This is a genomic window from Clavibacter sp. VKM Ac-2872 (assembly GCF_015351105.1).
In the GTDB taxonomy this organism is placed as follows: Bacteria; Actinomycetota; Actinomycetes; order Actinomycetales; family Microbacteriaceae; genus Clavibacter.
Window position 1 is genome coordinate 16,296 of the sequence record NZ_JADKRR010000002.1, and the last position, 25,237, is coordinate 41,532.

Here is a 25,237-nt window from a genome sequence, read left to right on the forward strand (position 1 = left end):
AGGATCCTACCGGTCGGCGTCTGCGCGGCTCCCCCGCCGGGGAGCGTCGAGGGCGGCGTCGGAGGCGCCCGCGGGGAGCGGGTCGTCGTCCTCGTCATCGTCGTCGTCCTCGCGGTAGCCGGGCTGCTCGCGGGTCCAGGTGTCGCGGACGGTGCGGTACCAGATGACGATCGCGAAGATCGCGAACACGGCCCACTCGGCCGCGTAGAAGATGTTGAGCCAGTTGAGCTGCACGGCCTCGCTCGGCGGCGGCGAGTCGATGGCCGTCAGGCCGGCTACGGGCGCCGACGCGACGATGAAGCCGTTGTAGACGTCGCCCACGTCGCCCGGCCAGAGGTTGACGAGCGCCGCCGTGCTGAGCCGGGTCATGCGCTGGGGGTCCTGGCCCTCGGCTGAAGGCTCGGGCTGCTCGCTCGGCAGGAAGCGGCCGACGATCTCCTGGACTCCCGTCGGGGATCCGTCGCCCGCGTCGAACGACGCCGCGACGGCCGCCGCCTCCTCGTCGGTCGCGGCCCACCCGAGCGCGACGGGGACGCTGGCGGGAAGCGCGTCGGGCGCCGGATCCGCCACGGCGCCGTCGTCCGTGATGGACAGGTGGCCGACGACCCAGGCGCCGGTGCGGCCGGCGTTGAGGCGGTCGGAGACGACGACGAAGTCGCCGGGGACGAACGCGCCTGCCACGGTGACCATGTGCCCGGCGGAGGTGTCGGTGACGTAGCCCTGCGGCGCGACCAGCGTGCCGAGCGGCAGCGCCGTCTCGGTGTCGCGCTCGATGACGACGCCCGACTCGACCGCGCGCGCCAGCTGCCACTGCCCGAGCGCGGCGAAGCCCGCCGCGATGACGAGCGCGAGCGCGAGCAGCGCGAGCGAGCGGGGGCGGCGGGCGACCTGGCCGATGGTGGGGCCGGTGGCGTCGGGTCCGCCCGGGCCGGATCCGGTGGGCGCGGCGTCGGGACGCGGTGCGGCGTCGGAGCAGGGGTCGGGTGCGTTCGTCATCAGTAGTCGGGTTCCCGTTCGCGGGTGGGTGGGGTCCAGGTGTCGTGGTCGGACTGCTGGCCGGCCTGCTCGGCGCGGCGCCGGTCGGGTGCGGGCCGCGGGCCGTCGCCGGACGAGTCGTCGGTGGTCTCGGCGTCGTCCGACCCGCGCGAGGAGCCGGCGCCGCCCTCGGCCTCGGGCCCGGTGCCCGGCGTGGTGCCGCGCGCGGCGGCGCCCGGACGGGGTGCCGCCGCCGCGAGCCCGTCGTCGAAGGCGTCGCCGCGCGCCTGCTCGCCGCGCTCGGCGGCCTCGAACAGGGCGAGCGCGCCGGCCCGCTCCGCGTCGCGCCCGGCCTTCTCGGCCGCGCGCTTCGTGGCGGAGCGGTACTTCGTGGGCAGCACGGCCGTGCCGATGCGCACGGAGTTCGCGGCGAGGAGCGGCCCCATGATCGCCATCACCAGCACGTAGAGGCCCGCGAACGGCTGGATCCGCTCGTCGAGCCCCGCCGACAGCGACAGCGTCGCGAGGATGAGCGCGAACTCGCCGCGGTTCTGCAGGATGAACGCCGTGTTGATGCCGGCCTGCGCACCGTGCCCGTTGAGCCAGGCGACGAACTGCCCGGCGATGATGTTGAGCACGACCGTCATGAGCACGGCGCCGAGCACCGGGACGACGACGGTGGGGAACTCCCCCGGATCCAGTGCCAGGCCGAAGTTCAGGAAGAAGAACGCGCCGAAGACGTCGCGCAACGGGATGGCGATCTGCTCGATGCGGTTGCGCACCCGCGTCGCGCCGAGCACGAGCCCGATGAGGAACGCGCCGATCGCGTCCGTGACGCCGAGCACCTCGCCGATGCCGCCGAAGAGGATCGCGAGGCCGAAGAAGAGGACGGTGAACAGCTCGACGTCGCGCGTGCGCATGAAGCGCGACAGGAACGCCCCTCCCTTGCGCGCGACCGTGAACATCACGACGAGGAAGGCGAACGACACCGCCAGCTGGCCCACCACCGCCCAGGGCTCGGTCTCGCCGCTCAGCACGACGGACACGATGGCGAGGTAGACCGCGATGAAGATGTCCTCGACCACGGTGACGCCCAGGATCATGGGCGTCTCGTCGTTGGCCAGCCGGTTCAGCTCGATGAGCAGCTTGGTGACGATGGCGCTCGAGGACGTCGCCGTCATGCCCGCGATGATGAGCGCCTCGCGTGTGCCCCAGCCGAGGGCGAAGCCGAACGCGAACCCGACGCCCATGTTGATGAGCACGTACGAGCCGCCCGAGATGATGAGCTTGCCTGCGTTGCCGAAGAACTCGTCCTGGTCGAACTCCAGTCCCAGGTTGAACAGCAGGAGGATGAGGCCGAAGACGGCGATCAGCTCGATGTCGCCCGAGGCGAAGTCGAGCGGGAACCAGTCGACGCTCGGGCTCGCGAGGAGCCCGACGAGCATGTAGATGGGGATCGCGGGCAGGCCGATGCGCTTGCCGAGCTGGCCGAACGCGTAGGCGAGGACGAACAGCAGGCCGAGGACGATGAGGTCGTGGCCGTGGTGCACCCGCTACCCTCCGTCCGGCGCGGAGCCGGGCGCGGGGCGGTGCGGGAACTCGCCCGTCCGGTAGAACGCGAAGGCCTTGGCGACCTTCTCGGGGGATCCGGCCACGACGAGCGTGTCGCCCGGGTAGACGGTGAAGTCGTCGGAGGGCGCGGGGTTCGCCGACTCGCCGCGCACGACCGCGACGACCGTGAGGCCGACGACGCCGCGGGACGCGAGGTTGCCGAGCGCCTGGCCGGCGATGTGGTCGTCGTAGTCGACCGTGAACCAGTCGATGCTGAGGCCCGGGATCTGGTCGAGCTTGTCGAGCGACTCGGTGATGCGCGTGCCGCCGAGCAGCTCGGCGAGCGTGTGCGCCTCGTCCTCGCTCAATCGGAGCGACACCTTCTGCGTGTCGGGCCCGTCCTGCTCCTCGGAGAAGGTGATCAGGTCGCTGTGACCGGAGCGGTGGGCGATGACGCCGACCTTGCCCCCGTCGTCGGTGATGAAGGTGTGCAGCACGCCGACACCCGGCAGCTTGACGCGACGGACCTCCGCCATGCGCGCACCTCCCTCTTCCTGTGGATCACAACGCGGGCCGCGCCCCGCATGTTCCCGGACCGCTCGACGCGGGACGGGTCCGGCCGGACGGCCGGTGCGGACTACTTGCCGTAGGGCGCGACGACGACCTCGACGCGCTGGAACTCCTTGAGGTCGGAGTAGCCGGTGGTGGCCATGGCCCGGCGCAGCGCGCCGACCAGGTTGGCGCTGCCGTCGGCCGTGGTGGACGGGCCGTAGAGGATCTGCTCGAGCGGCGCGACCTGGTCGACGCGCACGCGGTGGCCGCGCGGCAGCTCGGAGTGGTGCGCCTCGGCACCCCAGTGGTAGCCCTGGCCGGGTGCGTCCGTCGCCCGCGCGAGCGTGCTCCCGAGCATGACGGCGTCGGCCCCGACCGCGATGGCCTTGACGATGTCGCCGGAGCTGCCGAGGCCGCCGTCGGCGATGACGTGCACGTAGCGGCCGCCCGACTCGTCCATGTAGTCGCGGCGCGCGCCCGCGACGTCGGAGAGCGCGGTGGCCATGGGCGCGTGGATCCCGAGGGTGGAGCGCGTGGTGGACGCCGCTCCCCCGCCGAACCCGACGAGCACGCCCGCCGCGCCCGTGCGCATGAGGTGCAGGGCCGCCGTGTAGGTGGCCGCGCCGCCGACGATGACCGGGACGTCGAGCTCGTAGATGAACTTCTTGAGGTTGAGCGGGGCCGCGCCCTTGGAGACGTGCTCGGCCGAGACGGTGGTGCCGCGGATGACGAAGAGGTCGACGCCGGCCGCGACCACCGTCTCGTAGTGGTCGGCCGTGCGCTGGGGCGAGAGGGCCGCGGCGACGACGACGCCGGCGGCACGGATCTCCGCGATGCGCGCCGTGATCAGCTCCGGCTTGATCGGCTCCGCGTAGATCTGCTGCATGCGGGCCGTGGCCGACTCGGGCGGGAGCGAGCGGATCTCCTCGAGCAGGCGCTCGGGGTGCTCGTACCGCGTCCAGAGGCCCTCGAGGTCGAGCACGCCGAGGCCGCCGAAGCGACCCATCGCGATGGCCGTCGCGGGGGAGACGACCGAGTCCATGGGAGCGGCGAGGAACGGGATCTCGAACTGGTACGCGTCGATGGACCAGGAGACCGAGACGTCCTGCGGGTCGCGCGTGCGCCTCGACGGGACGATGGCGATGTCGTCGAACGCGTACACACGGCGGGCCCGCTTGGCGCGGCCGATCTCTACATCACTCACCCGCACAGCCTAGCGGCGGGCTCCTGCGCGACCTGCCGACCACCGGATCCGCGGGCGCCCGCTCAGGGGCGCGCGGCCCGACGCTCGGGCGCGAGACCCGCGTGCAGCAGGAGCGCGCGCAGCCGCCCCGCGCCCAGCACGTCCCCTTCCCCCGCGAGCACCACGCGCCAGCCGCTGGCCTCCCGGGGCGACGCGCGGCCGGGATCGTCACCGGCATCGGACCTGATCCGCCCCGCGGACGCCGGCCCGGCGATCCGCAGCCCGACCCGCTCGCGCGCCCATGCCAGCGCGAGCCGCCCGTGATCGCCGACCACGATCCCCACCTCGGGCGGCGCGAGCCCGGCCTCGTGCGCGACGCCGCGTGCCACGGACTCCATCGGGCTGCGCGCGGCACCGTCCGCCGCCCGGACGAGCTGCTCCGCGCGTCGGCTCCACGGACCCGGACCGCGGAGCTCCCGCTCGCGCTCGAGGTCGGCGTGCGTCGTCGGCGACGCGCGCGGCGGCGCGAGCGCGTGGTCGAGCGCGACCAGGCCGTGCGCGAACCACCCCGGGCCTCGCGACGCGGCACCCCGCACCGCGAGCATGGCCGCCTCGTGCGACGCGGCGAGCGCCGTCGCCGCGAGCCCCGGCACCCGCACGCCCTCCGCCGCCGGCACGAGACGTGATCTCCCGTGCGCGGGATCGCGGACGAGGCGCGTGCCCGCGGGGCGCCCCGACCGGATCCCCGGCACCTCGAGCAGCGTCACGAGCGCGGGCCACGGGGCGAGACGCGGCAGCCCGTGCACGGCGGCAGCCGACGCCCCGCCGAGCACCACCCGGTCGGGCGCCACCCGGGCGAGCGCGCGGATCCGCAGCAGGTGACGATCGCGCGCCGACACCGCCTCCCACTCGGAGCGCCGCACGTGCACGCCGGCGCGCAGCCGCACGAGCTCGCCGCGCGCCTCCGCCCGGGCGACGGCCGCCGCGTCCGCGCGCTCTTCGTCTCCCGTGAGGCGCCACGAGGCCGCGGTCGACGACCCCGACAGGATCAGCGCCGCCGCGGGCGGCCCCAGCGACGCCGTCTCGAGGGGATGGGCGACGTGGCGCGGCGGGGTCGATGTCATGCGGGCAGTGTCGCGGGCTGCGGGCGCCGAGGACGCGTCGCGCCGCGACGCGCCGGACGTGCGTCCGGACCCGCGCCCTGTGAGGGACTCCGGCATGCGCGAGGGGCCGGTGCGCACGGCACCGGCCCCTCGTCGTCACCGCGCGGGATCCGCGCGTCTCACCGCATCAGCGCCGGTAGTTGGGCGCCTCGACCACCATCTGCACGTCGTGCGGGTGCGACTCCTTGAGCCCGGCCGCCGTGATCCGCACGAAGCGACCGCGGTCCTTGAGCTCGCCGACCGTGCGCGCGCCGACGTAGAACATCGACTGCCGGAGGCCGCCGGTGAGCTGGTACACGACGTTCGCGAGGGATCCGCGGTAGGGCACCTGGCCCTCGATGCCCTCGGGGATGAGCTTGTCGTCGTTCGGCACGTCCGACTGGAAGTAGCGGTCCTTCGAGTAGGAGGTCTTCGAGCCGCGCGTCTGCAGGGCGCCGAGCGACCCCATCCCCCGGTAGCTCTTGAACTGCTTGCCGCCCACGAACATGAGGTCGCCGGGGCTCTCGTCGCAGCCGGCGAGGAGGCTGCCCAGCATCACGGTGTCGGCACCGGCGACGAGCGCCTTGGCGATGTCGCCCGAGTACTGGAGACCGCCATCCGCGATGACGGGGATGCCGGCTGCACGGGCCGCGAGCGACGCCTCGTAGACCGCGGTGACCTGCGGCACGCCGACGCCCGCGACGACGCGCGTGGTGCAGATGGAGCCGGGGCCCACGCCGACCTTGATGGCGTCAGCGCCCGCCTCGATGAGCGCCTGGGCGCCCGAGCGGGTGGCGACGTTGCCGCCGATGACGTCCACGTGCGAGGTGGCCGGGTCGGTCTTGAGGCGGCGGATGATGTCGAGCACGCCCTTGCTGTCGCCGTTGGCCGTGTCGACCACGAGCACGTCCACGCCCGCCTCGACGAGCGCGAGCGCGCGCTGCCACGCGTCGCCGAAGAAGCCGATGGCCGCGCCGACGCGCAGGCGCCCCTCGGCGTCCTTCGTCGCGTCCGGGTACTGCTCCGACTTGTCGAAGTCCTTCACGGTGATGAGGCCGCGCAGCTTGCCCGCGTCGTCCACCAGCGGGAGCTTCTCGATCTTGTGCTCCGCGAAGATCGCGATCGCGTGGTCGGGGTCGATGCCGACGCGGCCGGTGATGAGCGGGGTGCGCGTCATCACGTCGCGCACGAGCGTCGTCGCGGCCTGCACGGGCGAGACGAAGCGCATGTCGCGGTTGGTGATGATGCCGACGAGCGTGCCGTCGGACTCGACAACCGGGAGGCCGGAGACGCGGAACTGGCCGCAGAGCGCGTCCACCTCGGCGACCGTCGCGTCGGGGCGCGTGGTGACCGGGTTCGTGATCATGCCCGACTCGCTGCGCTTCACCTTGTCGACGAAGGCGGCCTGGTCCTCGATGGAGAGGTTGCGGTGGATCACGCCGAGCCCGCCCTGCCGCGCCATGGCGATGGCCATGCGCGCCTCGGTGACGGTGTCCATGGCGGAGGAGAGGAGCGGAGCGGCCACGCTGATGTTGCGCGTGAGGCGGGACGTGGTGTCCGCCTCGCTCGGGATGACGTCGGTGTGTCCCGGCAGGAGCATGACGTCGTCGTAGGTGAGGCCGATGACGCCGAACGGGTCGGACTGGTCCAAGTTCCCTCCAGGGGGATGAGAGGCGGATGGGGATACCCGGGGGACCGCGTCGGCAACCGGTGTCTCAATGTTAACGGGGCGCGACGACCGGCATTCCCCACATATCACGCCTCCACGCCGTACGCGCCCGAAACATCCAGGACATAATCAGCACGTACTGTCAACCAACGTCGTCCTGACGGTAGTCGCGGTGCCTGTGCGGATGTACCCGTCGCACGGCTCCCCCTATGGAGGTCTAGTGATAGCCACTGGTTCGGCCGGAGCACGCGCGCAGCGCGTCTGGGCCCTGATTCTCGCGGTGGCGTTCGCCTGCACCGCACTTCTCCTCTCGGCCCCATCGGCTGCCCACGCGGATCCACGCGCGGCGCCCCAGGCGGTCGACCCGGCGTCCGCCGAGCAGTCGCTGCTCGTCTGGGTCCGGGCGGACGCCGACAAGACCGGCATCGCCGGGGTCACCGTGAAGGTGTCGGGCGGTGGCGTCGAGGCCACCGGCACGACCGGCGCGGACGGCAAGGCCGAGGTCGGCCTCAGCGCGCCCGGCTCGTTCACGGTCGAGGTCGACGCGTCGACCATCCCGGAGGGCGCGGGCGTCCCCCGTGCGGGATCCAGCCCCCGCGAGATCGACGTTGCCGCGGGCAACAAGAACGTCCCGGCCTTCTTCTTCATCTCCCCCGACGGCGCGGCGAGCGGCGCGGCCGGGTCCACCCCCGCGCCGAGCGCCAGCGCCGATGCCGGGACGGGCACGTCCACCGGAGGCTCGACCGCCGCCCCGGACACCGAGACGGGCACGGTCACCGCCACGGCGGAGCCGGTCACCCAGAACAACTTCTGGAAGATCTTCTGGCCCAAGGTGGTGACGGGCCTGATCTTCGGGCTCCTGCTCGCCCTCGCGGCCATCGGCCTCTCCCTCATCTACGGCACGACGGGGCTCAACAACTTCGCGCACGGCGAGCTCGTCACCTTCGGCGCGCTGATGGCGTACCTCTTCAGCAACGTGCTCGGCCTCAACCCGGTGCTCGCGATCGCCATCACCGTGGTCCTCGGCGGCGCCTTCGGGTACGTGCAGGACGCGGCGCTCTGGGCGCCCCTGCGGCGCAGGCGGCTGGGGCTCGTGCCGTTGATGATCGTCACCATCGGCCTGTCGCTCGCCCTGCGGTACACCTTCCAGTTCATCTTCGGCGCCGACCGGCTGACGCTGCCGAACAGCTCGGCGCCGTTCCTGGTCGTCGGGCCGGTGAGCCTCAAGTTCACGGACGTGGTCGGCGCGATCGTCTCCGTCGTGCTGCTCGTCGCCGTCGCGTACGTCCTGCTCTACACGAAGATCGGCAAGGCCACCCGCGCCGTCTCCGACAACCGCTCGCTCGCCGCGGCGTCGGGCATCGACGTGGAGGGCGTGATCCGCGTGGTCTGGATCGGCGGCGCCGCGCTGGCCGCCCTGTCCGGCGTCTTCATCGCCTACTACCAGTCGCTGCGCTGGGACACGGGCGCGTCCATCCTGCTGCTCGTCTTCTCGGCCGTCGTCCTCGGCGGCCTCGGCACGGCGTTCGGCGCGCTCATCGGCTCGATCATCATCGGCGTGTTCATCAACGTCAGCACGATGGTCCTGCCCGAGAACATGAAGTACGTGGCCGCTCTCGTGGTCATGATCGTCATCCTGCTCGTCAGGCCCCAGGGCATCCTGGGTCGGAAAGATCGGATCGGTTAGCCGCGCATGAACTCCAACTTCATCTTCCTGGCGATCGGCGAGATCTTCTCGCCCACCACCGCGGCGTACGCGCTCGCGACCGTCGGCCTCGTGATCCACTTCGGCTTCACGGGCCTGCTCAACTTCGGCCAGGCCGGCTTCATGGCCATCGGCGGCTACGCGTTCGCCATCACGGCGGTCATGTACGAGTGGCCCGTCTGGGCGTCGCTCCTCGCGGCGATCGTCGCGTCCACCGTGTTCGCGCTGATCCTCGGCATCCCGACCCTGAGGTTGCGGGCGGACTACCTGAGCATCGTGACCATCGCCGCGGCCGAGATCATCCGGCTGAGCGTCAAGACACCCGAGTTCTCGTCGGTCACCGGCGGCTCGGAGGGCATCAACGGCGCGGCCAACGGCTTCAACGAGCTGAACCCGCTGCCCGAGGGTCGCTTCGGCGCCGGCGTGCTCACGTACTCCTCCGACCAGTGGTGGATCCGCATCGTCGGCTGGGGCCTCGTCGGCATCGCCTGCCTGCTGGTCTTCCTGCTCATGCGCAGCCCCTGGGGCCGCGTGCTGAAGGGCGTGCGCGAGGACGAGGACGCGGTCCGCGCGCTCGGCAAGAACGTGTACTCCTACAAGATGCAGGCGCTCGTGCTCGGCGGCGTGTTCGGCGGGCTCGCGGGCGTGGTCTTCATCCTCCCGAGGTCGCTGCAGCCCGACAACTACGGCACGCAGCTCACGTTCTTCCTCTACACGATCATGCTGCTGGGCGGTGCGGCCACGATCTTCGGGCCGGTCATCGGCTCGATCATCTTCTGGGTCACGCTGTCGCTCTCCGACGGCCTGCTCAGCCTCGCGGTGACGAACGGCTGGCTGCCCATCTCGAGCACCCAGCAGGGCCCGATCCGCTTCATCATCGTGGGCGTCGCGCTCATGCTGCTCGTGATCTTCCGACCACAGGGCATCTTCGGGAAGAAGAAGGAGACGCACTTTGCCTGACAAGACCCCAGTCTCGGCCATCCTCGACGGCGACGCCGGTCCGGGCTGCGCCAAGAAGGACCCCATCATCGTCGCGCACGGCGTCAGCCGGCAGTTCGGCGGCCTGAAGGCGGTCGACGTCGACCACCTCGAGATCCCCCGCGGCTCCATCACGGCGCTCATCGGCCCGAACGGCGCCGGCAAGACCACGTTCTTCAACCTGCTGACCGGCTTCGACAAGCCGAACACCGGCACGTGGGAGTTCTCCGGGCGCGACCTCGCCGGGATGAGCGCGTTCCGCGTCGCCCGCCTCGGCATGGTCCGCACCTTCCAGCTCACCAAGGCCCTCGGCGGCATGACGGTGCTGGAGAACATGCGCCTCGGCGCCACGGGCCAGGGCGGAGAGAACTTCTTCTCCGCGCTGATCCGGCCCCTCTGGCGCAAGAAGGAGGACGAGATCACGGAGCGCGCCCGTGGGCTCCTGACCAAGTTCAAGCTCGACGCCAAGGAGGAGGACTACGCGGACAGCCTCTCCGGCGGTCAGCGCAAGCTCCTCGAGATGGCGCGCGCGCTCATGACCAAGCCGGAGCTCGTCATGCTCGACGAGCCCATGGCCGGCGTCAACCCGGCGCTGACGCAGTCGCTGCTGCACCACATCCTCGACCTCAAGACCGAGGGCATGAGCGTGCTGTTCGTCGAGCACGACATGCACATGGTCAACGAGATCGCCGACTGGGTGGTCGTGATGGCCGAGGGCCGCATCGTCGCCGAGGGCCCGCCCTCGACCGTGATGAGCGACCCGGCCGTCATCGACGCCTACCTCGGCGCCCACCACGACACCGATCTCGGCACCCTCACGGGCCAGCGCGAGGTGGCGAAGGACATGGACTCCGACCTCGTGAAGAGCGAGATCGAGAAGGAAGCGGCAGACAAGTGACGGTAGAGCGGGTCCTCCAGACCACCGACCTCCACGCGGGCTACCTGCCCGGGGTCAACATCCTCAACGGGTGCAACGTGCACGTCGACAAGGGCGAGCTCGTCGGCATCATCGGCCCGAACGGCGCCGGCAAGTCCACGCTGCTGAAGGCGATCTTCGGCCAGGTGAACGTGCGCGGCGGCAGCATCGAGCTGAACGGCCAGGACATCACCGGGCTCAAGGCCGACAAGCTCGTCTCCCGCGGGGTGGGAATGGTGCCGCAGAACAACAACGTGTTCCCGACGCTCACCATCGACGAGAACCTCCAGATGGGCGCGTACCAGAAGCCCAAGATGTACAAGGAGCGGCTGGCGTTCGTCACCGACCTGTTCCCGGAGCTCGGCAAGCGGCTGAAGCAGCGCGCCGGATCCCTCTCGGGCGGCGAGCGCCAGATGGTCGCCATGTCGCGCGCGCTCATGATGGACCCGACGGTGCTGCTCCTCGACGAGCCGTCCGCGGGCCTCTCCCCCGTGCGCCAGGACGAGACGTTCATCAACGTGGCGCAGATCAACCGCGCCGGCGTCTCCGTGATGATCGTGGAGCAGAACGCCCGCCGCGCGCTGCAGATCTGCGACCGCGGCTACGTGCTCGACCAGGGCAAGGACGCGTACGAGGGTCGCGGGCGCGAGCTCATGAACGACCCGAAGGTGATCGAGCTGTACCTCGGCACGCTCGCGGCCGACCAGGAGAAGGCCAAGGCGGCGCCCCAGCCCTGATCCGTCCCCGGCACGACACGACGCGGCATCCCTCCGGGGGTGCCGCGTCGTCGTGTGCGGGGCCCGCACCGCGGTGCGCTCCCGAGGACGCGGCCGGCCACGGCGCGGGCCCGATCGCGTGGCGCGGCGGTGACGGTAGCGGTCGCCGCCCCTCGGACGATGACGCTCCGCTGGATCGACGTGGCGGCTCGCGGATCCAGGAGCCGGCACCACCGCGAGGCGCGAGCGCGAGCGCGAGGCGGCGCCCGGGCACGCCGAAGGGCCCGGTCCATCCGGACCGGGCCCTCAGCCGTGCGTGGTGCGGGTGCTAGTCGAGCTTGCCGTAGACCTGCTCGGAGAAGGTCGCCTTGTTGCCCGTGCCGTACTTGTAGACGGAGACGTACGCCTCGGTCGGGTCGCCGTTCTCATCGAAGGTGATCGGCCCGGAGATGCCGTCGTAGTCGATGTCGGTGCCGGCCTCGATCAGCTTCGCGCAGTCCGCGAAGGTCGTGCACTTGGTGCCGCCCTCCGAGACCGACTGGAGGTTGTCCTTCAGCGTCGGGCCATCGGTCGCCTTGCCCTGGAGCGCGGCGAGCGCGAGGAGCACGGTGCCGTCGTACGACTCGGCGGCGTAGCTGAAGACCGTGAGAGCGGGGTCGCCGTCGGCCTTCACCATGTCCTGCAGGCCGGCCTGGAAGTCCTCCTTGGCCTCGACGCCGGGGTTCGTGAACTGCGCGCCCGCGATGTCGACGTTCGTGTCGGTCTCCTTGATGACGCCGTAGTTGCCGTCCGTGCCGTAGAAGCTCGCGAAGTCGAAGCCCTTCGACGCCAGCTGGTCGGCGATGGTCTTGATCTCGTCGAAGGAGATGACGACCAGCGCGTCCGGGTTCGGCGCGAGCACCGACGTGATGGCGCTGTTGAAGTCCGTGCTCGACGGCTCGAAGGTCGCCTCGGCGGCGATGGACGCGCCACCGGCCTCGAGGGTCTTCTTGATGTTCTCGCGGAGGCCCTTCCCGTACGCGTCGTTCATGTAGAGGATCGAGACGTTGGTCTTGCCGTCCTGCAGGATCTTGTTGCCGAGGATGCGGCCCTGGAGCACATCCGACGGGGCGGTGCGCCAGTAGTAGCCGTTGTCCTTGTACGTGCTGAACTCCGGAGCCGTGTTCGCCGGCGAGAGCTGGACGACGTTCGCCGAGACGACCTGGTCGATGAAGGTCTTCGAGACCCCCGAGGAGGCGGCGCCGATGATGGCGCTGTTGCCGTCCGCGATGAGGGACGTGGCCGACTGGCTGGCGATGTCGGTCGTCGCGTCGCCCGAGTCCTTGTCGGTGACGGTCATCGTGATGCCTGCCTTGGCGTCGTTGATGTCCTGCTCCGCCTTGTGCACGCCCGCGAACTCGGGCGGGCCGAGCACCGCGAGGGAACCCGTCTGCGGCAGGATTGTGCCGATCTTGAGGTTCAGGCCGCCGTCGGCCGTGGTGCCCCCCTGGCCTCCGCCGCCACCGGAGCAGCCGGCGAGGACGAGGGCGCCGGCCACCGCGATGGTGAGGGCGCTGAGTGCGGTGCGGGCGGATCGTGAGCGGGAGGCCGAAGCCCTGCCGAATGCGCTCATGGTGCTCCTTATGGATGTGTGTGGTGATGCTCGGGAATGTGGTGCATGAGGCACGCGAACGCGCGCCTCGCCTGCTGCGACCCTATGGCGCGGATGAGACGGACACAATGCATCGGCATTTCCGTCGTGTAACGCGACCTGATCGTTATCATTCGCGGATTGCGCGACGGGATCCGAATCAGATGCCGTCGACGACGGATGGATCCCTCTGCGCGGGCACCGGAGCGGGGATGGCCCGGCGCGAGGCGCGGATCATGTCGATCGTGAGCAGCACGAGCGCCGCCCACACGATCGCGAATCCCGCCCACCGCTCGGGCGGCATGGCCTCGTGCTGCACGAAGACGCCGAACGCGAATTGCAGCAGCGGCGCCAGGTACTGCGTGAGCCCGATCACCGAGAGGGGCAGGCGCCCGGCGGCGAATCCGAAGAGGAGGAGCGGGCCCGCGGTCACGACGCCCGTGCTGACGAGGAGGAGCGTGTGCCCGAGCGACACCGTGCCGATGGTGAGGCCCGCGCCCGCGCCCGTGATCACGAGCATCGTGGTGGCGGCCGGCACCAGCCAGGCCGTCTCGAGCGCGAGGCCGGAGAGCGCGTCGGCGCCGCCGCTCACGCGCTTCTTCACGAGCCCGTAGAGCCCGAACGACCCGGCGAGGGCGAGCGACACCCAGGGGAGCTGCCCGTAGCCGACGGCGATGACGGCCACCGCCACAGCGGACAGGCCCACGGCGGTCCACTGCAGCGGGCGCAGGCGCTCGCGCAGGAGGATCACGCCGAGCAGCACCGTGACGATCGGGTTGATGAAGTAGCCGAGCGCGGTCTCGACGACGTGGCCGGAGAGCGTGCCGTAGACGTACACGGTCCAGTTGACGAGGATCAGGTGGCCTGCGAGGCCGAGGCCCAGCAGGATCCGGGGGCGGCGCACGATGGCGGCGACGCGCCCCCACCGGCGCGCGGCCGTGATGACCACGGCGCAGACGACGAGCGAGAAGAGGATCCGCCAGCCGACGATCTCGAACGCCCCGGCCGGCACGAGCAGCAGGAAGAAGACGGGGAGGACGCCCCACAGCCCGTAGGCGCCGACGGCGGCGATCAGGCCGGTGCGGGTCGAGGACTCCGAGGCGGGGCGCGTCACCTCCCGAGGCTAGCGCCGCGGACACCGGATGCCGCGGCGGAGCGGGACCCGGACGCACGGGGCGGGAGCGTCCGGACGCACGGGAGCCCGGCCGAACGAGTCGGCCGGGCTCCCGGGTGAAGCGGTGGTGCGGTGTCGCTGGTGCGGAGCGTCAGCGCTCGATGACGGCGAGCACGTCGCGCGCGGAGAGGACGAGGAGGTCCTGGCCGTCGTACTTGACCTCGGTTCCGCCGTACTTGGAGTAGATGACCTTGTCGCCCACGGCGACGTCGAGCGGGACGCGGTTGCCGTTGTCGTCGATGCGGCCGGGGCCCACGGCCACGACCTCGCCCTCCTGGGGCTTCTCCTTGGCGGTGTCGGGGATGACCAGACCAGACGCGGTGGTCTGCTCGGCTTCGACCTGCTGGATGACGATGCGATCCTCGAGCGGCTTGATGGAGACCGACACGGTTGACCTCTTCCTTCGTGACTAAGGGACAAGACTTGATTGGCAATCTCCGGGGGAGAGTGCCAGGTGAGATTCTACGGGCCGCGCTTGCACTCGCGCAACGCGAGTGCCAATCGGTGCAGAGGCGCCCCGGTACGGTGGGCGGATGGATCAGACCGACCTCCGCGAGGTGCTCTCGCTCGAGGGGCTCCGCCTGCTCGACTCCCTCCCCGCGCCGGCGCCGGGGGACGACATGGTGCGGATGGTGAGCGCGCTCCGCGGCGAGGGGCACTCCCCCGCGCTCGTGTCCGCCGTCCTCACGCAGTCGCGGCTGCGCGCGAAGGCCACGGCCAAGTTCGGCGAGTTCGCCGCGCGCATGCTCTTCACGGAGGCGGGACTCGAGCAGGCGACACGGCTGCCGGTCGCCGCGCAGCACGCGGGGCGCTTCCAGCAGGCGGGCGTCGCGCACGTGGCCGACCTCGGCTGCGGGATCGGCGGGGACGCGATGGCGATGGCGGCCATCGGGATCCGCGTCACGGCCGTCGAGCGCGACGAGGTGACCGCCGCGGTCGCCGGCTGGAACCTCGCGCCGTTCCCCGAGGCCGAGGTCGAGCAGGGCACGGCCGAGGCGTTCGACGCCGGCCGCGTCGACGGCGTCTACCTCGACCCCGCGCGGCGCACGGACGGGCACTCGTCCACCCGCCGCATCTCGGATCCGGATGCCTACTCCCCCACCCTCTCCGCCGCGTTCGAGCTGGCATCGGGCCGGGCCGCGGGCATCAAGCTCGGGCCGGGTCTCGACCGCGACCTCATCCCCGCGGAGGCCGAGGCGCAGTGGGTCTCGGTCGACGGGCAGGCCGTGGAGATGGGCCTGTGGTTCGGGCCGACGCGGCGCGACGGGATCCGGCGGGCGGCCCTCGTGATGAGCGGCGGGTCGCAGGCGGAGCTGACGTCGGCGGCCGACAGCGAGGACGCCGAGCTCGGCGAGCTGGGTGCGCACCTGTACGAGCCGGACGGCGCCGTGATCCGCGCCCGCCTCATCGGCGACCTGGCGCGCTCGCTCGACGGCCGGATGGTCGGCGAGGGCATCGCGTGGATCACGTCGGAGCGCGAGCAGGCGACGCCGTTCGCGCGCGGCTTCCGGGTGCGCGAGGTGCTGCCGCTCGACGAGCAGCGGCTGAAGCGCGAGCTGCGGGCGCGCGGGATCGGGACGCTGGAGATCAAGAAGCGCGGGGTCGACGTGGATCCGGCGCGGCTGCGGACGCGGCTGCAGCTGAAGGGCGAGGGATCGGCGACGCTCATCGCGACGCGGGTCGGCGGGCGGCGCGTGGCGATCCTCGCGGACCGGCACGGGGTCGGCGCGGGCTGAGGCCCGACCGCCGGGCCGCTCCCGGACACGACGACGCGGCCGCCCCGACGAGGGGACGGCCGCGCGTGTGGTGCGGGTGGTGCGGGTGGTGCGTGCTACGGCGCGGTCGGGATCGGCGTGCCGTTGATCTGACCGGTGTTGATCGCCGTGCTGATGGCGGCGATGAAGATGATGCCGACGATCAGGCTGAGCAGCAGACCCACGACACCCGTGATGATGCCCGCGAGAGCGAAGCCCTTTGCCTCCGGGTTGCGCTTGCGCGCGAGAACACCCGTGATGAGCGCCGCCAGGCCCGTGAAGAAGGTGAGGAACCACAGGGGCAGGAACAGCACCACGGACACGATGCCGAGCACCATCGAGGTGATGGCGAGGCCCTTCTTGGGCGCGCCGCCCTGGCCGGGCTGGTAGGGGGCCGCGTAGGGCGAGCCGGAGCCGGCCGCGGGCGCCGCCGGGTAGGCGGGCTGGCTCGGCGCGGGCGGGAAGCCGTCGTGGGAGCGGTCCGGGTTCTGCGGATCGGTCATTGTCGTTCCTTTCGTCCCTGGGAACATACCGTGATGCATGCCCCGGGATTCTCCCGTTCGGGAAATAGCCGCGAAAGGTCCCCGTAATGGGGGCGTCGGAGGGTCAGCCGACCTGGACCACGGTGACCGGGAGCGTCGAGTCGGCGCCGAACGCGAGCCCGGACGGGGCGCGGCCGGACTCGATGAGGCGCGCGCCGAGGGCCGCGATCATGGCGCCGTTGTCGGTGCACAGCGACAGGGGCGGGATCCGCAGCTCGATGCCCGCGGCCCGGCACCGCTCCGCCGCCAGCTCCCGCACGCGCGCGTTCGCGACGACGCCGCCGCCCAGCAGCAGGCGCGGGATCCCGTGGTCGACGCACGCGGCGACGGCCTTCGTGAGCAGCACGTCGACGACGGCCTCGCGGAAGCTCGCCGCGACGTCCGCCACGGGCACGGGCTCGCCCGCGTCCTGCCGCTTCTCGACCCAGCGGGCGACCGCGGTCTTGAGGCCCGAGAACGAGAAGTCGTAGCGGTGGCGCTCCATGTCCTTGGGGAGGGAGAGGCCGCGGGGGAAGCGGATCGCCCTCGGGTCGCCGTCGGCCGCGACCCGGTCGATGTGCGGGCCACCGGGGTAGGGCAGGCCGAGCACGCGCGCGACCTTGTCGAAGGCCTCGCCCGCGGCGTCGTCGATGGTCTCGCCGAGGAGCTCGACGTCGTCCACGAGGTCGCGCACGAGGAGGAGCGAGGTGTGACCGCCGGAGACGAGCAGCGCGATGGACGGCGTCTCGAGCGGCACGCCGGGGCCGCCGTCGGTGCTGAGGAGGTCGGCGCCCACGTGGCCGACGAGGTGGTTGACGCCGTGCAGCGGGATGTCGAGGGCCACGGCGAGCGCCTTCGCCGCGCCGACGCCGACCATGAGCGCGCCGGAGAGGCCAGGACCGGCGGTGACGGCGATCGCGTCGAGCTCGCGCAGGGTGACGCCCGCCTCGGCGAGCGCCGCGTCGATGGCGGGGGTGAGCGCCTCGAGGTGCGCGCGGGCGGCGACCTCGGGCACGACGCCGCCGTAGCGCGCGTGCTCGTCCATGGAGCTGGAGATGACGTTGGCGAGGAGCGTCTGGCCGCGGACGATGCCGATCCCCGTCTCGTCGCACGAGGTCTCGATGCCGAGGACGAGGGGGCCGGCGTCGCTGGCGTCGGTCTCTGCCGTGTCGTCGGCCTGCGCCTCCGCGCCCGGGGCGGTGGATGCGGCGCGCTCGCCTGGCGCGTCCCGCGGCTCGGCGACCGCGGGCGGCGTCGCGGCCAGGGCCACGCGCATCACGACGGCGTCGACGTCGTCCGGCTGGTAGTAGTGCGGGCGGACGGCGATGGCCTCGAACCCCAGCGAGGAGTAGAGCGCCTGCGCGACGGGGTTGTCGGCGCGCACCTCGAGCAGCACCTCGCGGGCGCCGCGGGCATGCGCCTCCGCGACGAGGCGGGTGAGCAGGGCGCGGCCGATGCCGCGGCCGCGGCTGCCGTCGGCCACGGCGATGGTCTGGACGTCGGCCGCGTGCGCGCCGCGCGGGCAGGAGAGGCCGGCGTAGCCGAGGATCCCGCCGCCGTCCGCGTCGACGGCCACGACGTACCAGCCGTGGCGGGCCGTCAGCTCGCCGCGCATCGCGTCGGCCGACCAGGCGTCCGAGACGAACGTGGTGGTCTCGAGGTGCATGAGCGCGGGGAGGTCGGCGACCTCGGCGGGACGGAACCGGACGCTCACGAGGTCACCCGCTTCGGCCCGGCGGAGACCGTGACGTCGGGCGAGCGGAGGTAGAGCGCCTCGTCGGCGGCGAAGGGCAGGTCGAGCTCGTCCCTCCTCCGGGCGACCTGCGCGAGGGACGCCGCGCGCACCCCGGCGGCGTCGATCCGGTGGTCGGCGGCGGGCACGTCGTCCGGCTTGCTGAGGCCGGGGCCCGCGGTGCGCTCGGCGACGCCGCCGTCGACGGGCTCGCGGTAGACGGACCAGTACAGCTCGCGGCGGCGCGCATCCGTGACGACCACGAGGGATCCGGTGCCGCCCGCCGCGTAGTGGTCGTGGGCGACGGCGTCGTGGCTGACCACGGGGATCACGCGCACGTCGAGCCCGGTGGCCAGGACGCGGGCGGCCGCGATGCCGACGCGGAGCCCGGTGAAGGGGCCCGGCCCCATGCCCGCGACGACGGCGCGGACGTCGCAGCGCTCGATGCCGGACGCGGTGAGGCACTCGTCGAGCAGAGTGCCGATGACCTCGGCGTGCCGCATGGTGTCGGCCTCCTGGCGCTCGGCGAGCACGCGGCCGTCGCGGTCGATGACGGCGACGCCCGTGCCGGCGGAGGTGTCGATCGCGAGGAGCACTGGACGAGTCTAGGCGCGGGGGCGCGCGCGGAGCCGTCGGATGCGGACGGTGCGCGGCTCCTCGGGGGCGGCGTCCGGGTCGGCGTCGGCACCGGCGGCGTCGGCCGCGTCCGGATCCGCGTGGCCCGCGCCCGTGGGACGCGCGATCCGCAGATCCCACCACTCCTCCGCGACGCCGTCGAGCTTGCCCTCGCCCCACTCGACCACCACGACCGAGCGCGCGAAGTCGATGTCGAGGTCGTCGAGCTCGCGGGCGTCGGCGAGGCGGTAGGCGTCGACGTGCACGAGCGGCGGGCCGTCGACGAGGCTCGGGTGCGTGCGCGCGAGCACGAAGGTGGGGCTGGTCACGGGTCCGCGGACGCCGAGCCCGTCGCCGAGCCCGCGCGTGAACGTCGTCTTGCCGGCCCCGAGCGGGCCGGACAGGACGACGAGGTCGCCCGCCCCGAGCTCCCGCGCCACGGCGCGGCCGAGCTCCTCCATGTCGTCGGTGGTCGCGACGGGGACGAGCTCGTCGGAGAGGACCTCGTCGGTCGGGACCTCCGCGTCCGGGCGCTCGTGCAGGTGCACGCGGTCGACGCGCGGCCCCACGCGGGTGACGATCTCGTCGCCGATCGTCTCGGCCCAGCCGGCCCACTCCTCTGCGGTGGGCTCGCCGCGGTCGCCGGGGCCGAGGACCACCGCGGTGTCCCCCACCTCGACGGGCAGGTCGCCGACGTCGAGCACGAGCTGGTCCATGGCGATGCGGCCGGCGATCGGGAACCGGCGGCCGTTGAGGAGCACGGAGGCGTGCGGCGCGGCGATGCGCGGGATCCCGTCCGCGTAGCCGAGCGGCACGAGCACGAGCGTCGACGGCCCGCTCGTGCGGTGGTCGAGGCCGTATGAGACGCCGTGCCCGGCCTCGACGCGCTTGACGGAGACGACGTCGGCCTCGAGCGTCATCGCCGGGACGAGGCCGAGGTCGCGGCCGGACCGGTCGTCGAAGGGCGAGATGCCGTAGACGGCGATGCCGAAGCGCACCATGTCGAAGCGGGCCGCGGGCAGGCGGATCCCCGCGGAGCTCGCGGCGAGGTGCTTCTCGACCGGGCGCGCGCCCAGCTCCTCGGCCACGCGCACCGCCTCGTGGAAGCGGGCGAGCGCGGCGTCATCGTCCTCGGGCGACGCGTCGGCGAGGTGCGACCAGAGCGCGTGCAGCGTGAGCTCGCCCGCCGCGTCGGCGTCGACCGCGGCCCGCACGAGATCCGGCCAGAGCTCGGGGGTGGCGCCGTTGCGGCTGAGGCCCGTGTCGGCCTTGAGGTGCACGCGGGCCCGGATCCCCGTGGCGCGCCCGGCCGCCGCGATGCGCTCCAGCTCCCACAGCGCCGAGACGCCGAGGTCGATGCCGTTCTCGACCGCGACGCGGAAGTCGGTGTCGACGCCGTGCAGCCAGGCGAGGAGGCGGGCGGTGATGCCCGCGCGACGGAGCTCGACCGCCGAGGCCACGTCGAGCACGGCGAGGCTCTCGGCGCCGGCCTCGAGGGCGGCGCGCGCGACCTGCAGGGCTCCGTGGCCGTACGCGTCGGCCTTCACGGCGACCATCGTCCGGGCGGGGGCGGCGAGCGCCGCGAGCGTGCGGACGTTGTGGCGGATCGCGTCGAGGTCGACGACGGCGCGACGACCGGGGGCGACGGGGCCGACGGGGCCGGGCGCGGATGCGGGCGCGGTCATGCGGAGTGCCTCCGGGTCACGCGGCCGGCGACGCGCGCGACGATCTCGTAGCCGATGGTGCCGGTCGCCTCGGCCCACTCCTCCACCGAGGGCGCGCCCGTCGCGGGATCCCCGAAGAGCACGGCGTCGTCGCCCACCGCGACGGGACGGCCGCCGACGACGCCGTCGCCCACGTCGACCACGAACTGGTCCATGGCGATCCGGCCGCTGACCCGGAAGCGCGCGCCGTGGATCGCGACGGGCGCGCGGTTGCTCGCGAGTCGCGGCACGCCGTCGGCGAAGCCGAGCGAGACGAGCGCGAGGGTGGTGGCCTGCGTGGTGCGGTACGTGTAGCCGTACGAGACGCCCGTGTCGGCGGGCACGCGCTTCACCGCGACGACGCTGCCGACGAGGGTCATGGCGGGCACGAGCCCCAGATCGGCGGACGTGACGCCGTCGAGCGGCGAGATGCCGTAGATCCCGATCCCGAGGCGCACCATGTCGAGGCGGGCCTCCGGCACGCGCAGCGCCCCCGCGGTGGCGGCCAGGTGGCGGATCCCCGGCTCGAGCCCCGCGGCCCGCACCACGTCGACCGCCAGGTGGAACGCGCGGACCTGCGCCCGGTCCTCGTCCGCGCCCGCGTTGGCGAGGTGGCTGAAGACGCCGCCGAGGTGGATCACGCCCTCCGCGACCAGCCCCGCGAGCTCGGCGACGACGCCCGGCCACTCCGCCGGCGTCACGCCGTTGCGCCCGAGGCCCGTGTCGACCTTGAGGTGCACCTCGGCCGCCCGACCGATCCGACGTGCCGCCTCCGCGACCTCGCGCACCTGGCGGAGGCTGTTGAGCCCGAGGTCGACGCCGGCTGCGATGGCGGCGGCGAAGTCGGCACCGGGTGCGTGCATCCAGGTGAGGATCGGGGCGTCGATGCCCGCCTCCCGCAGCGCGAGCGCCTCGCGGATGTCGACCACGCCGAGCGAGTCGGCCCCGCCGGCGAGCGCCGCGCGCGCCGACGCGACCGCTCCGTGACCGTAGCCGTCGGCCTTGACCACGGCCATCACGAGCGGCGCGCTCGTCGCGGCCCGCAGCGTCCGGACGTTCGCGGAGATCGCGCCCGTGTCGATGCGGGCCTCCCGCCGCAGCGCGGCCGGGGACTGGAGCGTCGCCTCGTCGGTCACGGCGCGTCCCCCTCGGTCACGACGAACGCGGTCGCGAGGCCGGCGTCGTGGCTCATGCTCAGGTGGATCCGCGTCACGCCCCGCGCCGCCGCGATCTCCGCGACGACGCCGGACACCCGGAAGGACGGGTCGCCGTGGTCGTCGCGGACGACCTCCATCTCCTGCCAGCTGATCCCGCCGGGACCGCCGAGCGCCTTGATGAGCGCCTCCTTCGCGGCGAACCGCGCCGCGAGGGAGCGCGCGGGCAGGGGCCGCTCGGCGGCCGCGAACAGGCGCGGCACGAGGCCCGGAGTGCGCTCGGCGCTCCGGGCGAACCGCGCCACGTCGACCACGTCGACGCCGATGCCCCTGATCACGCCGCCGCGGTCACTCGACGGTGACGGACTTCGCGAGGTTGCGCGGCTGGTCGACGTCGAGGCCCTTGGCCGCCGCGAGCTCCATGGCGAAGATCTGCAGCGGCGTGACGGCGAGCAGCGGCTCGAACAGCGGCGCGGCGAGCGGGATCGGGATGACCTCGTCGGCGTGCGGCAGGACGAACGCGTCGCCCTGCTCGGCGATCGCGATGACGCGGGCGCCGCGCGCGCGGATCTCCTCGATGTTGGAGATGACCTTCTTGTGCAGCGCGAGCTGGTGGACCGGGCTCGGCACGATGACGAACACGGGCTGGCCCGGCTCGATGAGCGCGATGGGCCCGTGCTTGAGCTCGCCGGCCGCGAAGCCCTCCGCGTGGATGTAGGCGAGCTCCTTGAGCTTCAGGGCACCCTCGAGCGCGACCGGGAAGCCGACGTTGCGGCCGAGGAACAGCACCGCGCGGGTGTCGGCCATCCACTTCGCGAGCTGGCTGATCTTCTCGCCCTGCTCCACGACGGTGGCGAGCTTCTCCGGCACGGCCAGCAGCTCCTCCGTGTTGGCGACGATCTCGTCGGCCGACAGCGTGCCGCGGATGCGCGCGAGGTGCAGCCCGAACAGGTACAGCGCCGCGACCTGCGCGACGAACGCCTTCGTGGAGGCGACCGCGACCTCGGGGCCCGCGTGCGTGTAGACGACGGCCTCGGACTCGCGCGGGATGGTGGCGCCCTGCGTGTTGCAGATGGAGAGCACGCGCGCGCCGGCCTCGCGGGCGTAGCGCACGGCGAGCAGCGTGTCCATGGTCTCGCCGGACTGGCTGATGGAGATCACGAGCGTGGTGCTGTCGAGCACCGGGTCGCGGTAGCGGAACTCGTGCGCGAGCTCGACCTCCACGGGGACGCGGGCCCACTTCTCGATGGCGTACTTGCCGAGGATGCCGGAGTACGCGGCGGTGCCGCACGCGACGATGACGATGCGCGAGATGTCCGCGAGGTCGACCTCGCCGATCGCGTCGAGGTCGGGGAGCACGACGACGCCGTCGACGATGCGGCCGCGGAGGGTGTTCGCCACCGCGTCCGGGCCCTCGCTGATCTCCTTCGCCATGAAGCTCGACCAGCCGCCCTTCTCGCTGGCGGACGCATCCCACGCGATCTCGAACTCGTGCGTCTCGACGGGCGCGCCGTGGAAGTCGGTGACCGTGACGGAGTCGGGGCGGATGGCGACCATCTGGTCCTGCCCGATGGCGACCGCGCGGCGAGTGAACTCCACGAACGCGGCGACGTCGGATCCGAGGAAGTTCTCGCCGTCCCCCAGCCCGATGACGAGCGGCGAGTTGCGGCGGGCGCCGACCACGAGGCCGGGCTGGTCGCGGTGGACGGCGAGGAGCGTGAACGCGCCCTCGAGCCGGCTGACCGTGTTGCGGAAGGCCTGCTCGAGGTCGTGCGTGATGCCGTACTCGCGCCCGAGGAGGCGGGCGGCGACCTCGGTGTCGGTGTCGCTCTCGAAGGTGTAGCCGTCCGCGAGGAGGTCGTCCTTGAGCTCCGCGAAGTTCTCGATGATGCCGTTGTGGATGAGGGCGAGCTTGCCGTCGTCGCCGAGGTGCGGGTGGGCGTTGCGGTCGGTGGGGCCGCCGTGCGTGGCCCAGCGGGTGTGGCCGATGCCGGTGGATCCGTTCGGCAGCGGCGACGCCTCGAGGTCCTCGAGCAGGCGGTCGAGCTTGCCCGCGCGCTTGCGCACGCCGAGGGTGCCTTCGGCGTCGAGAACCGCGACGCCCGCGGAGTCGTACCCGCGGTACTCGAGCCTCCGCAGCCCCCCGAGGAGCACCTCGAGGCTCTTGGACTCACCGACGTATCCCACGATTCCGCACATGGTGCACCACTTTAGCCGTCCGCGTCGGGCTTCCCCTGCGCGGCCGGGCATCGCGGCGCGCCCCGGGAGCGGAGCCGCCTGGGAGGGGGCGCCGGCCGGCGTCCGCGCGCCGGGAGCCCGCCGACCCGTTCGACGCCGCCGTAGGATGAGGGGCCATGCCAGACACCGCGACGGGTTCCCCGACGAGCCATGGGCACGTCTCCCCGTTCGTGGAGATCGCCCGTGCCGACTGGGCCGCCCTCGCCCCCGCCACGCAGCTCCCGCTCCGGGAGACCGAGCTGGTGCAGCTGCGCGGCATCGGCGACCGGCTCGACATGCGCGAGGTCGAGGACGTCTACCTCCCGCTCAGCCGCCTGCTCAACCTCTACGTCACGGGCACGAAGAAGCTGCATCGCGACACGAGCGCGTTCCTCGGCGAGCGCGCCAAGAGCACGCCGTTCGTCATCGGCGTCGCGGGATCCGTGGCCGTCGGCAAGTCGACCGTCGCGCGCCTGCTCCGCGAGATGCTGGCCCGCTGGGACGACACCCCGCGCGTCGAGCTCGTGACCACCGACGGCTTCCTGCATCCGAACGCCGAGCTCGAGCGCCGCGGCCTCATGGAGCGGAAGGGCTTCCCCGAGTCGTACGACCGCCGGGCGCTGCTGCGGTTCGTCACGCAGGTCAAGAGCGGGGTGGCGGAGGTGCGCGCCCCGTTCTACTCGCACCTCGCCTACGACATCGTCCCGGGCGCCGAGGTGGTCGTGCGGCAGCCGGACGTGCTCATCATCGAGGGCCTCAACGTCCTCCAGCCGGCGGCGTCCGGCGCGAAGCTCGCGGTGAGCGACCTCTTCGACTTCTCGATCTACGTCGACGCCCGCACGCACGACATCGCGCAGTGGTACGAGGAGCGGTTCCTGAGCCTCCAGCGCGGCGCGTTCAGCAACCCGCGCTCCTACTTCCACCGGTACGCGGAGCTCAGCCCGGCCGAGGCCGTCGCGCGTGCACGCGGGATCTGGTCGGCCATCAACGAGCCGAACCTCGAGCAGAACATCCGCCCCACCCGGTCGCGCGCGACGCTCGTGCTGCGGAAGGACGCCGACCACTCGGTCGCCAACGTCCTGCTCCGGAAGCTCTGACCTACTCGAGGACCCCGTCGGCGACGATCCCGTCCACGTCGATGCACGTGAACGAGATGGACCAGCTGTCTCCGTCGCTCAGGCGGAACGCGCCCGTGAGGTCTACCTCGGAGGGCCATCGGAAGATCCAGTCGACGACGCCGGTGAGCGGCTCGCCGCCTCCGCTCATCACGCGTTCCGCGACGACACGATGCCCTCGACCGTCCTCCAGCGATGGCAGCACCGCGTAGGACGTCGAGCGCTCCGTCGCGTG

The 25,237-nt window shown here is 72.6% G+C and carries 23 protein-coding genes; 6 read left to right on the forward strand and 17 right to left on the reverse strand.

What is annotated here, in order from left to right:
* Window positions 1-6 precede the first annotated feature (6 nt).
* The 6 genes from ITJ40_RS10270 to guaB form a co-directional block, all read right to left on the reverse strand.
* Window positions 7-996 carry an SURF1 family protein gene (locus tag ITJ40_RS10270; protein WP_194667015.1) on the reverse strand — a complete coding sequence of 330 codons (990 nt, stop codon included), beginning with the start codon at window positions 994-996 and terminating at the stop codon, window positions 7-9.
* Window positions 996-2,525, reverse strand: coding sequence for a cation:proton antiporter (locus ITJ40_RS10275; protein WP_194667016.1), 1,530 nt, complete (start codon window positions 2,523-2,525; stop codon window positions 996-998). Before ITJ40_RS10275 ends, ITJ40_RS10270 begins: the two co-directional genes overlap by 1 nt.
* Before the next feature lie 3 nt (window positions 2,526-2,528).
* Window positions 2,529-3,062 carry a cation:proton antiporter regulatory subunit gene (locus ITJ40_RS10280; protein WP_012039247.1) on the reverse strand — a complete coding sequence of 178 codons (534 nt, stop codon included), beginning with the start codon at window positions 3,060-3,062 and terminating at the stop codon, window positions 2,529-2,531.
* 101 nt (window positions 3,063-3,163) lie between these two features.
* Complete coding sequence (locus ITJ40_RS10285; protein WP_194667017.1) at window positions 3,164-4,282, reverse strand: GuaB3 family IMP dehydrogenase-related protein; 1,119 nt, start codon at window positions 4,280-4,282, stop codon at window positions 3,164-3,166.
* 62 nt (window positions 4,283-4,344) lie between these two features.
* The gene (locus ITJ40_RS10290) at window positions 4,345-5,385 is read right to left on the reverse strand and encodes a hypothetical protein (RefSeq protein ID WP_228512330.1); all 1,041 of its coding nucleotides are present in this window, start codon (window positions 5,383-5,385) and stop codon (window positions 4,345-4,347) included.
* 166 nt (window positions 5,386-5,551) lie between these two features.
* Complete coding sequence (guaB, locus tag ITJ40_RS10295; protein WP_194667018.1) at window positions 5,552-7,054, reverse strand: IMP dehydrogenase; 1,503 nt, start codon at window positions 7,052-7,054, stop codon at window positions 5,552-5,554.
* Between the two features lie 298 nt (window positions 7,055-7,352).
* On the opposite strand from guaB, the gene ITJ40_RS10300 reads away from it, so the two are divergent.
* The 4 genes from ITJ40_RS10300 to ITJ40_RS10315 are packed head-to-tail and all read left to right on the forward strand — an operon-like array spanning window position 7,353 to window position 11,408.
* Entirely contained in the window at window positions 7,353-8,759 is a 1,407-nt protein-coding gene (locus tag ITJ40_RS10300; protein ID WP_370532034.1) for a branched-chain amino acid ABC transporter permease, read from the forward strand.
* A gap of 6 nt (window positions 8,760-8,765) precedes the next feature.
* Window positions 8,766-9,737: a branched-chain amino acid ABC transporter permease gene (locus ITJ40_RS10305; RefSeq protein WP_194667020.1), complete on the forward strand. Its 972-nt coding sequence runs from the start codon at window positions 8,766-8,768 to the stop codon at window positions 9,735-9,737.
* Entirely contained in the window at window positions 9,730-10,653 is a 924-nt protein-coding gene (locus ITJ40_RS10310) for an ABC transporter ATP-binding protein (RefSeq protein WP_194667021.1), read from the forward strand. Before ITJ40_RS10305 ends, ITJ40_RS10310 begins: the two co-directional genes overlap by 8 nt.
* Complete coding sequence (locus tag ITJ40_RS10315) at window positions 10,650-11,408, forward strand: ABC transporter ATP-binding protein (protein WP_104235996.1); 759 nt, start codon at window positions 10,650-10,652, stop codon at window positions 11,406-11,408. The genes ITJ40_RS10310 and ITJ40_RS10315 overlap by 4 nt, the downstream gene beginning before the upstream one ends.
* A 307-nt stretch (window positions 11,409-11,715) precedes the next feature.
* On the opposite strand, the gene ITJ40_RS10320 is transcribed toward ITJ40_RS10315, so the two are convergent.
* The 3 genes from ITJ40_RS10320 to groES all read right to left on the reverse strand — a co-directional run bounded on the left by ITJ40_RS10320 (window position 11,716) and on the right by groES (window position 14,579).
* Window positions 11,716-12,999: an ABC transporter substrate-binding protein gene (locus tag ITJ40_RS10320; protein WP_194667022.1), complete on the reverse strand. Its 1,284-nt coding sequence runs from the start codon at window positions 12,997-12,999 to the stop codon at window positions 11,716-11,718.
* A 178-nt stretch (window positions 13,000-13,177) separates the two neighbouring features.
* Complete coding sequence (gene rarD, locus ITJ40_RS10325) at window positions 13,178-14,131, reverse strand: EamA family transporter RarD (RefSeq protein WP_194667023.1); 954 nt, start codon at window positions 14,129-14,131, stop codon at window positions 13,178-13,180.
* Between the two features lie 151 nt (window positions 14,132-14,282).
* Window positions 14,283-14,579 (reverse strand): co-chaperone GroES, encoded by a 297-nt coding sequence (groES, locus tag ITJ40_RS10330; RefSeq protein ID WP_012039257.1) that lies wholly within the window; start codon window positions 14,577-14,579, stop codon window positions 14,283-14,285.
* Between the two features lie 145 nt (window positions 14,580-14,724).
* Between groES and ITJ40_RS10335 the strand changes: the two genes are divergently transcribed.
* A complete protein-coding gene (locus tag ITJ40_RS10335) occupies window positions 14,725-15,927 on the forward strand; it encodes a class I SAM-dependent methyltransferase (protein ID WP_194667024.1) in 1,203 nt (400 codons plus the stop codon).
* Window positions 15,928-16,022: 95 nt separating this feature from the next.
* On the opposite strand, the gene ITJ40_RS10340 is transcribed toward ITJ40_RS10335, so the two are convergent.
* The 7 genes from ITJ40_RS10340 to glmS form a co-directional block, all read right to left on the reverse strand.
* Complete coding sequence (locus ITJ40_RS10340) at window positions 16,023-16,448, reverse strand: DUF4190 domain-containing protein (protein WP_194667025.1); 426 nt, start codon at window positions 16,446-16,448, stop codon at window positions 16,023-16,025.
* Window positions 16,449-16,551: 103 nt separating this feature from the next.
* Window positions 16,552-18,180, reverse strand: coding sequence for a tRNA (adenosine(37)-N6)-threonylcarbamoyltransferase complex transferase subunit TsaD (gene tsaD / locus ITJ40_RS10345; protein WP_194667026.1), 1,629 nt, complete (start codon window positions 18,178-18,180; stop codon window positions 16,552-16,554).
* Window positions 18,177-18,794, reverse strand: coding sequence for a tRNA (adenosine(37)-N6)-threonylcarbamoyltransferase complex dimerization subunit type 1 TsaB (tsaB, locus tag ITJ40_RS10350; protein ID WP_194667027.1), 618 nt, complete (start codon window positions 18,792-18,794; stop codon window positions 18,177-18,179). The genes tsaD and tsaB overlap by 4 nt, the downstream gene beginning before the upstream one ends.
* 9 nt (window positions 18,795-18,803) lie before the next feature.
* On the reverse strand, window positions 18,804-20,498 hold the full coding sequence (alr, locus tag ITJ40_RS10355; protein WP_194667028.1) for an alanine racemase: 1,695 nt from the start codon (window positions 20,496-20,498) through the stop codon (window positions 18,804-18,806).
* On the reverse strand, window positions 20,495-21,652 hold the full coding sequence (alr, locus tag ITJ40_RS10360; protein ID WP_194667029.1) for an alanine racemase: 1,158 nt from the start codon (window positions 21,650-21,652) through the stop codon (window positions 20,495-20,497). The genes alr (ITJ40_RS10355) and alr (ITJ40_RS10360) overlap by 4 nt, the downstream gene beginning before the upstream one ends.
* The gene (locus ITJ40_RS10365; protein WP_194667030.1) at window positions 21,649-22,008 is read right to left on the reverse strand and encodes a holo-ACP synthase; all 360 of its coding nucleotides are present in this window, start codon (window positions 22,006-22,008) and stop codon (window positions 21,649-21,651) included. Before ITJ40_RS10365 ends, alr (ITJ40_RS10360) begins: the two co-directional genes overlap by 4 nt.
* 10 nt (window positions 22,009-22,018) lie before the next feature.
* Window positions 22,019-23,869, reverse strand: coding sequence for a glutamine--fructose-6-phosphate transaminase (isomerizing) (gene glmS, locus ITJ40_RS10370; RefSeq protein WP_194667031.1), 1,851 nt, complete (start codon window positions 23,867-23,869; stop codon window positions 22,019-22,021).
* 155 nt (window positions 23,870-24,024) lie between these two features.
* Here glmS and coaA point away from each other — a divergent pair, with 155 nt between their 5' ends.
* The gene (gene coaA / locus ITJ40_RS10375) at window positions 24,025-24,984 is read left to right on the forward strand and encodes a type I pantothenate kinase (RefSeq protein WP_194667032.1); all 960 of its coding nucleotides are present in this window, start codon (window positions 24,025-24,027) and stop codon (window positions 24,982-24,984) included.
* 1 nt (window position 24,985) lies between these two features.
* On the opposite strand, the gene ITJ40_RS10380 is transcribed toward coaA, so the two are convergent.
* Window positions 24,986-25,153: a hypothetical protein gene (locus ITJ40_RS10380; RefSeq protein ID WP_194667033.1), complete on the reverse strand. Its 168-nt coding sequence runs from the start codon at window positions 25,151-25,153 to the stop codon at window positions 24,986-24,988.
* Between the last annotated feature and the right edge of the window lie 84 nt (window positions 25,154-25,237).

Excerpts from the sequence above, each read along its gene's own strand:
- ITJ40_RS10270 (WP_194667015.1), bottom strand. The coding sequence starts at position 996 with ATGACGAACGCACCCGACCCCTGCTCCGACGCCGCACCGCGTCCCGAC.
- ITJ40_RS10290 (WP_228512330.1), bottom strand. The coding sequence starts at position 5,385 with ATGACATCGACCCCGCCGCGCCACGTCGCCCATCCCCTCGAGACGGCG.
- ITJ40_RS10380 (WP_194667033.1), bottom strand. The coding sequence starts at position 25,153 with ATGAGCGGAGGCGGCGAGCCGCTCACCGGCGTCGTCGACTGGATCTTC.
- glmS (WP_194667031.1), bottom strand. The coding sequence starts at position 23,869 with ATGTGCGGAATCGTGGGATACGTCGGTGAGTCCAAGAGCCTCGAGGTG.
- ITJ40_RS10320 (WP_194667022.1), bottom strand. The coding sequence starts at position 12,999 with ATGAGCGCATTCGGCAGGGCTTCGGCCTCCCGCTCACGATCCGCCCGC.
- alr (WP_194667028.1), bottom strand. The coding sequence starts at position 20,498 with ATGACCGCGCCCGCATCCGCGCCCGGCCCCGTCGGCCCCGTCGCCCCC.
- ITJ40_RS10335 (WP_194667024.1), top strand. The coding sequence starts at position 14,725 with ATGGATCAGACCGACCTCCGCGAGGTGCTCTCGCTCGAGGGGCTCCGC.
- coaA (WP_194667032.1), top strand. The coding sequence starts at position 24,025 with ATGCCAGACACCGCGACGGGTTCCCCGACGAGCCATGGGCACGTCTCC.
- ITJ40_RS10305 (WP_194667020.1), top strand. The coding sequence starts at position 8,766 with ATGAACTCCAACTTCATCTTCCTGGCGATCGGCGAGATCTTCTCGCCC.
- ITJ40_RS10280 (WP_012039247.1), bottom strand. The coding sequence starts at position 3,062 with ATGGCGGAGGTCCGTCGCGTCAAGCTGCCGGGTGTCGGCGTGCTGCAC.
- ITJ40_RS10340 (WP_194667025.1), bottom strand. The coding sequence starts at position 16,448 with ATGACCGATCCGCAGAACCCGGACCGCTCCCACGACGGCTTCCCGCCC.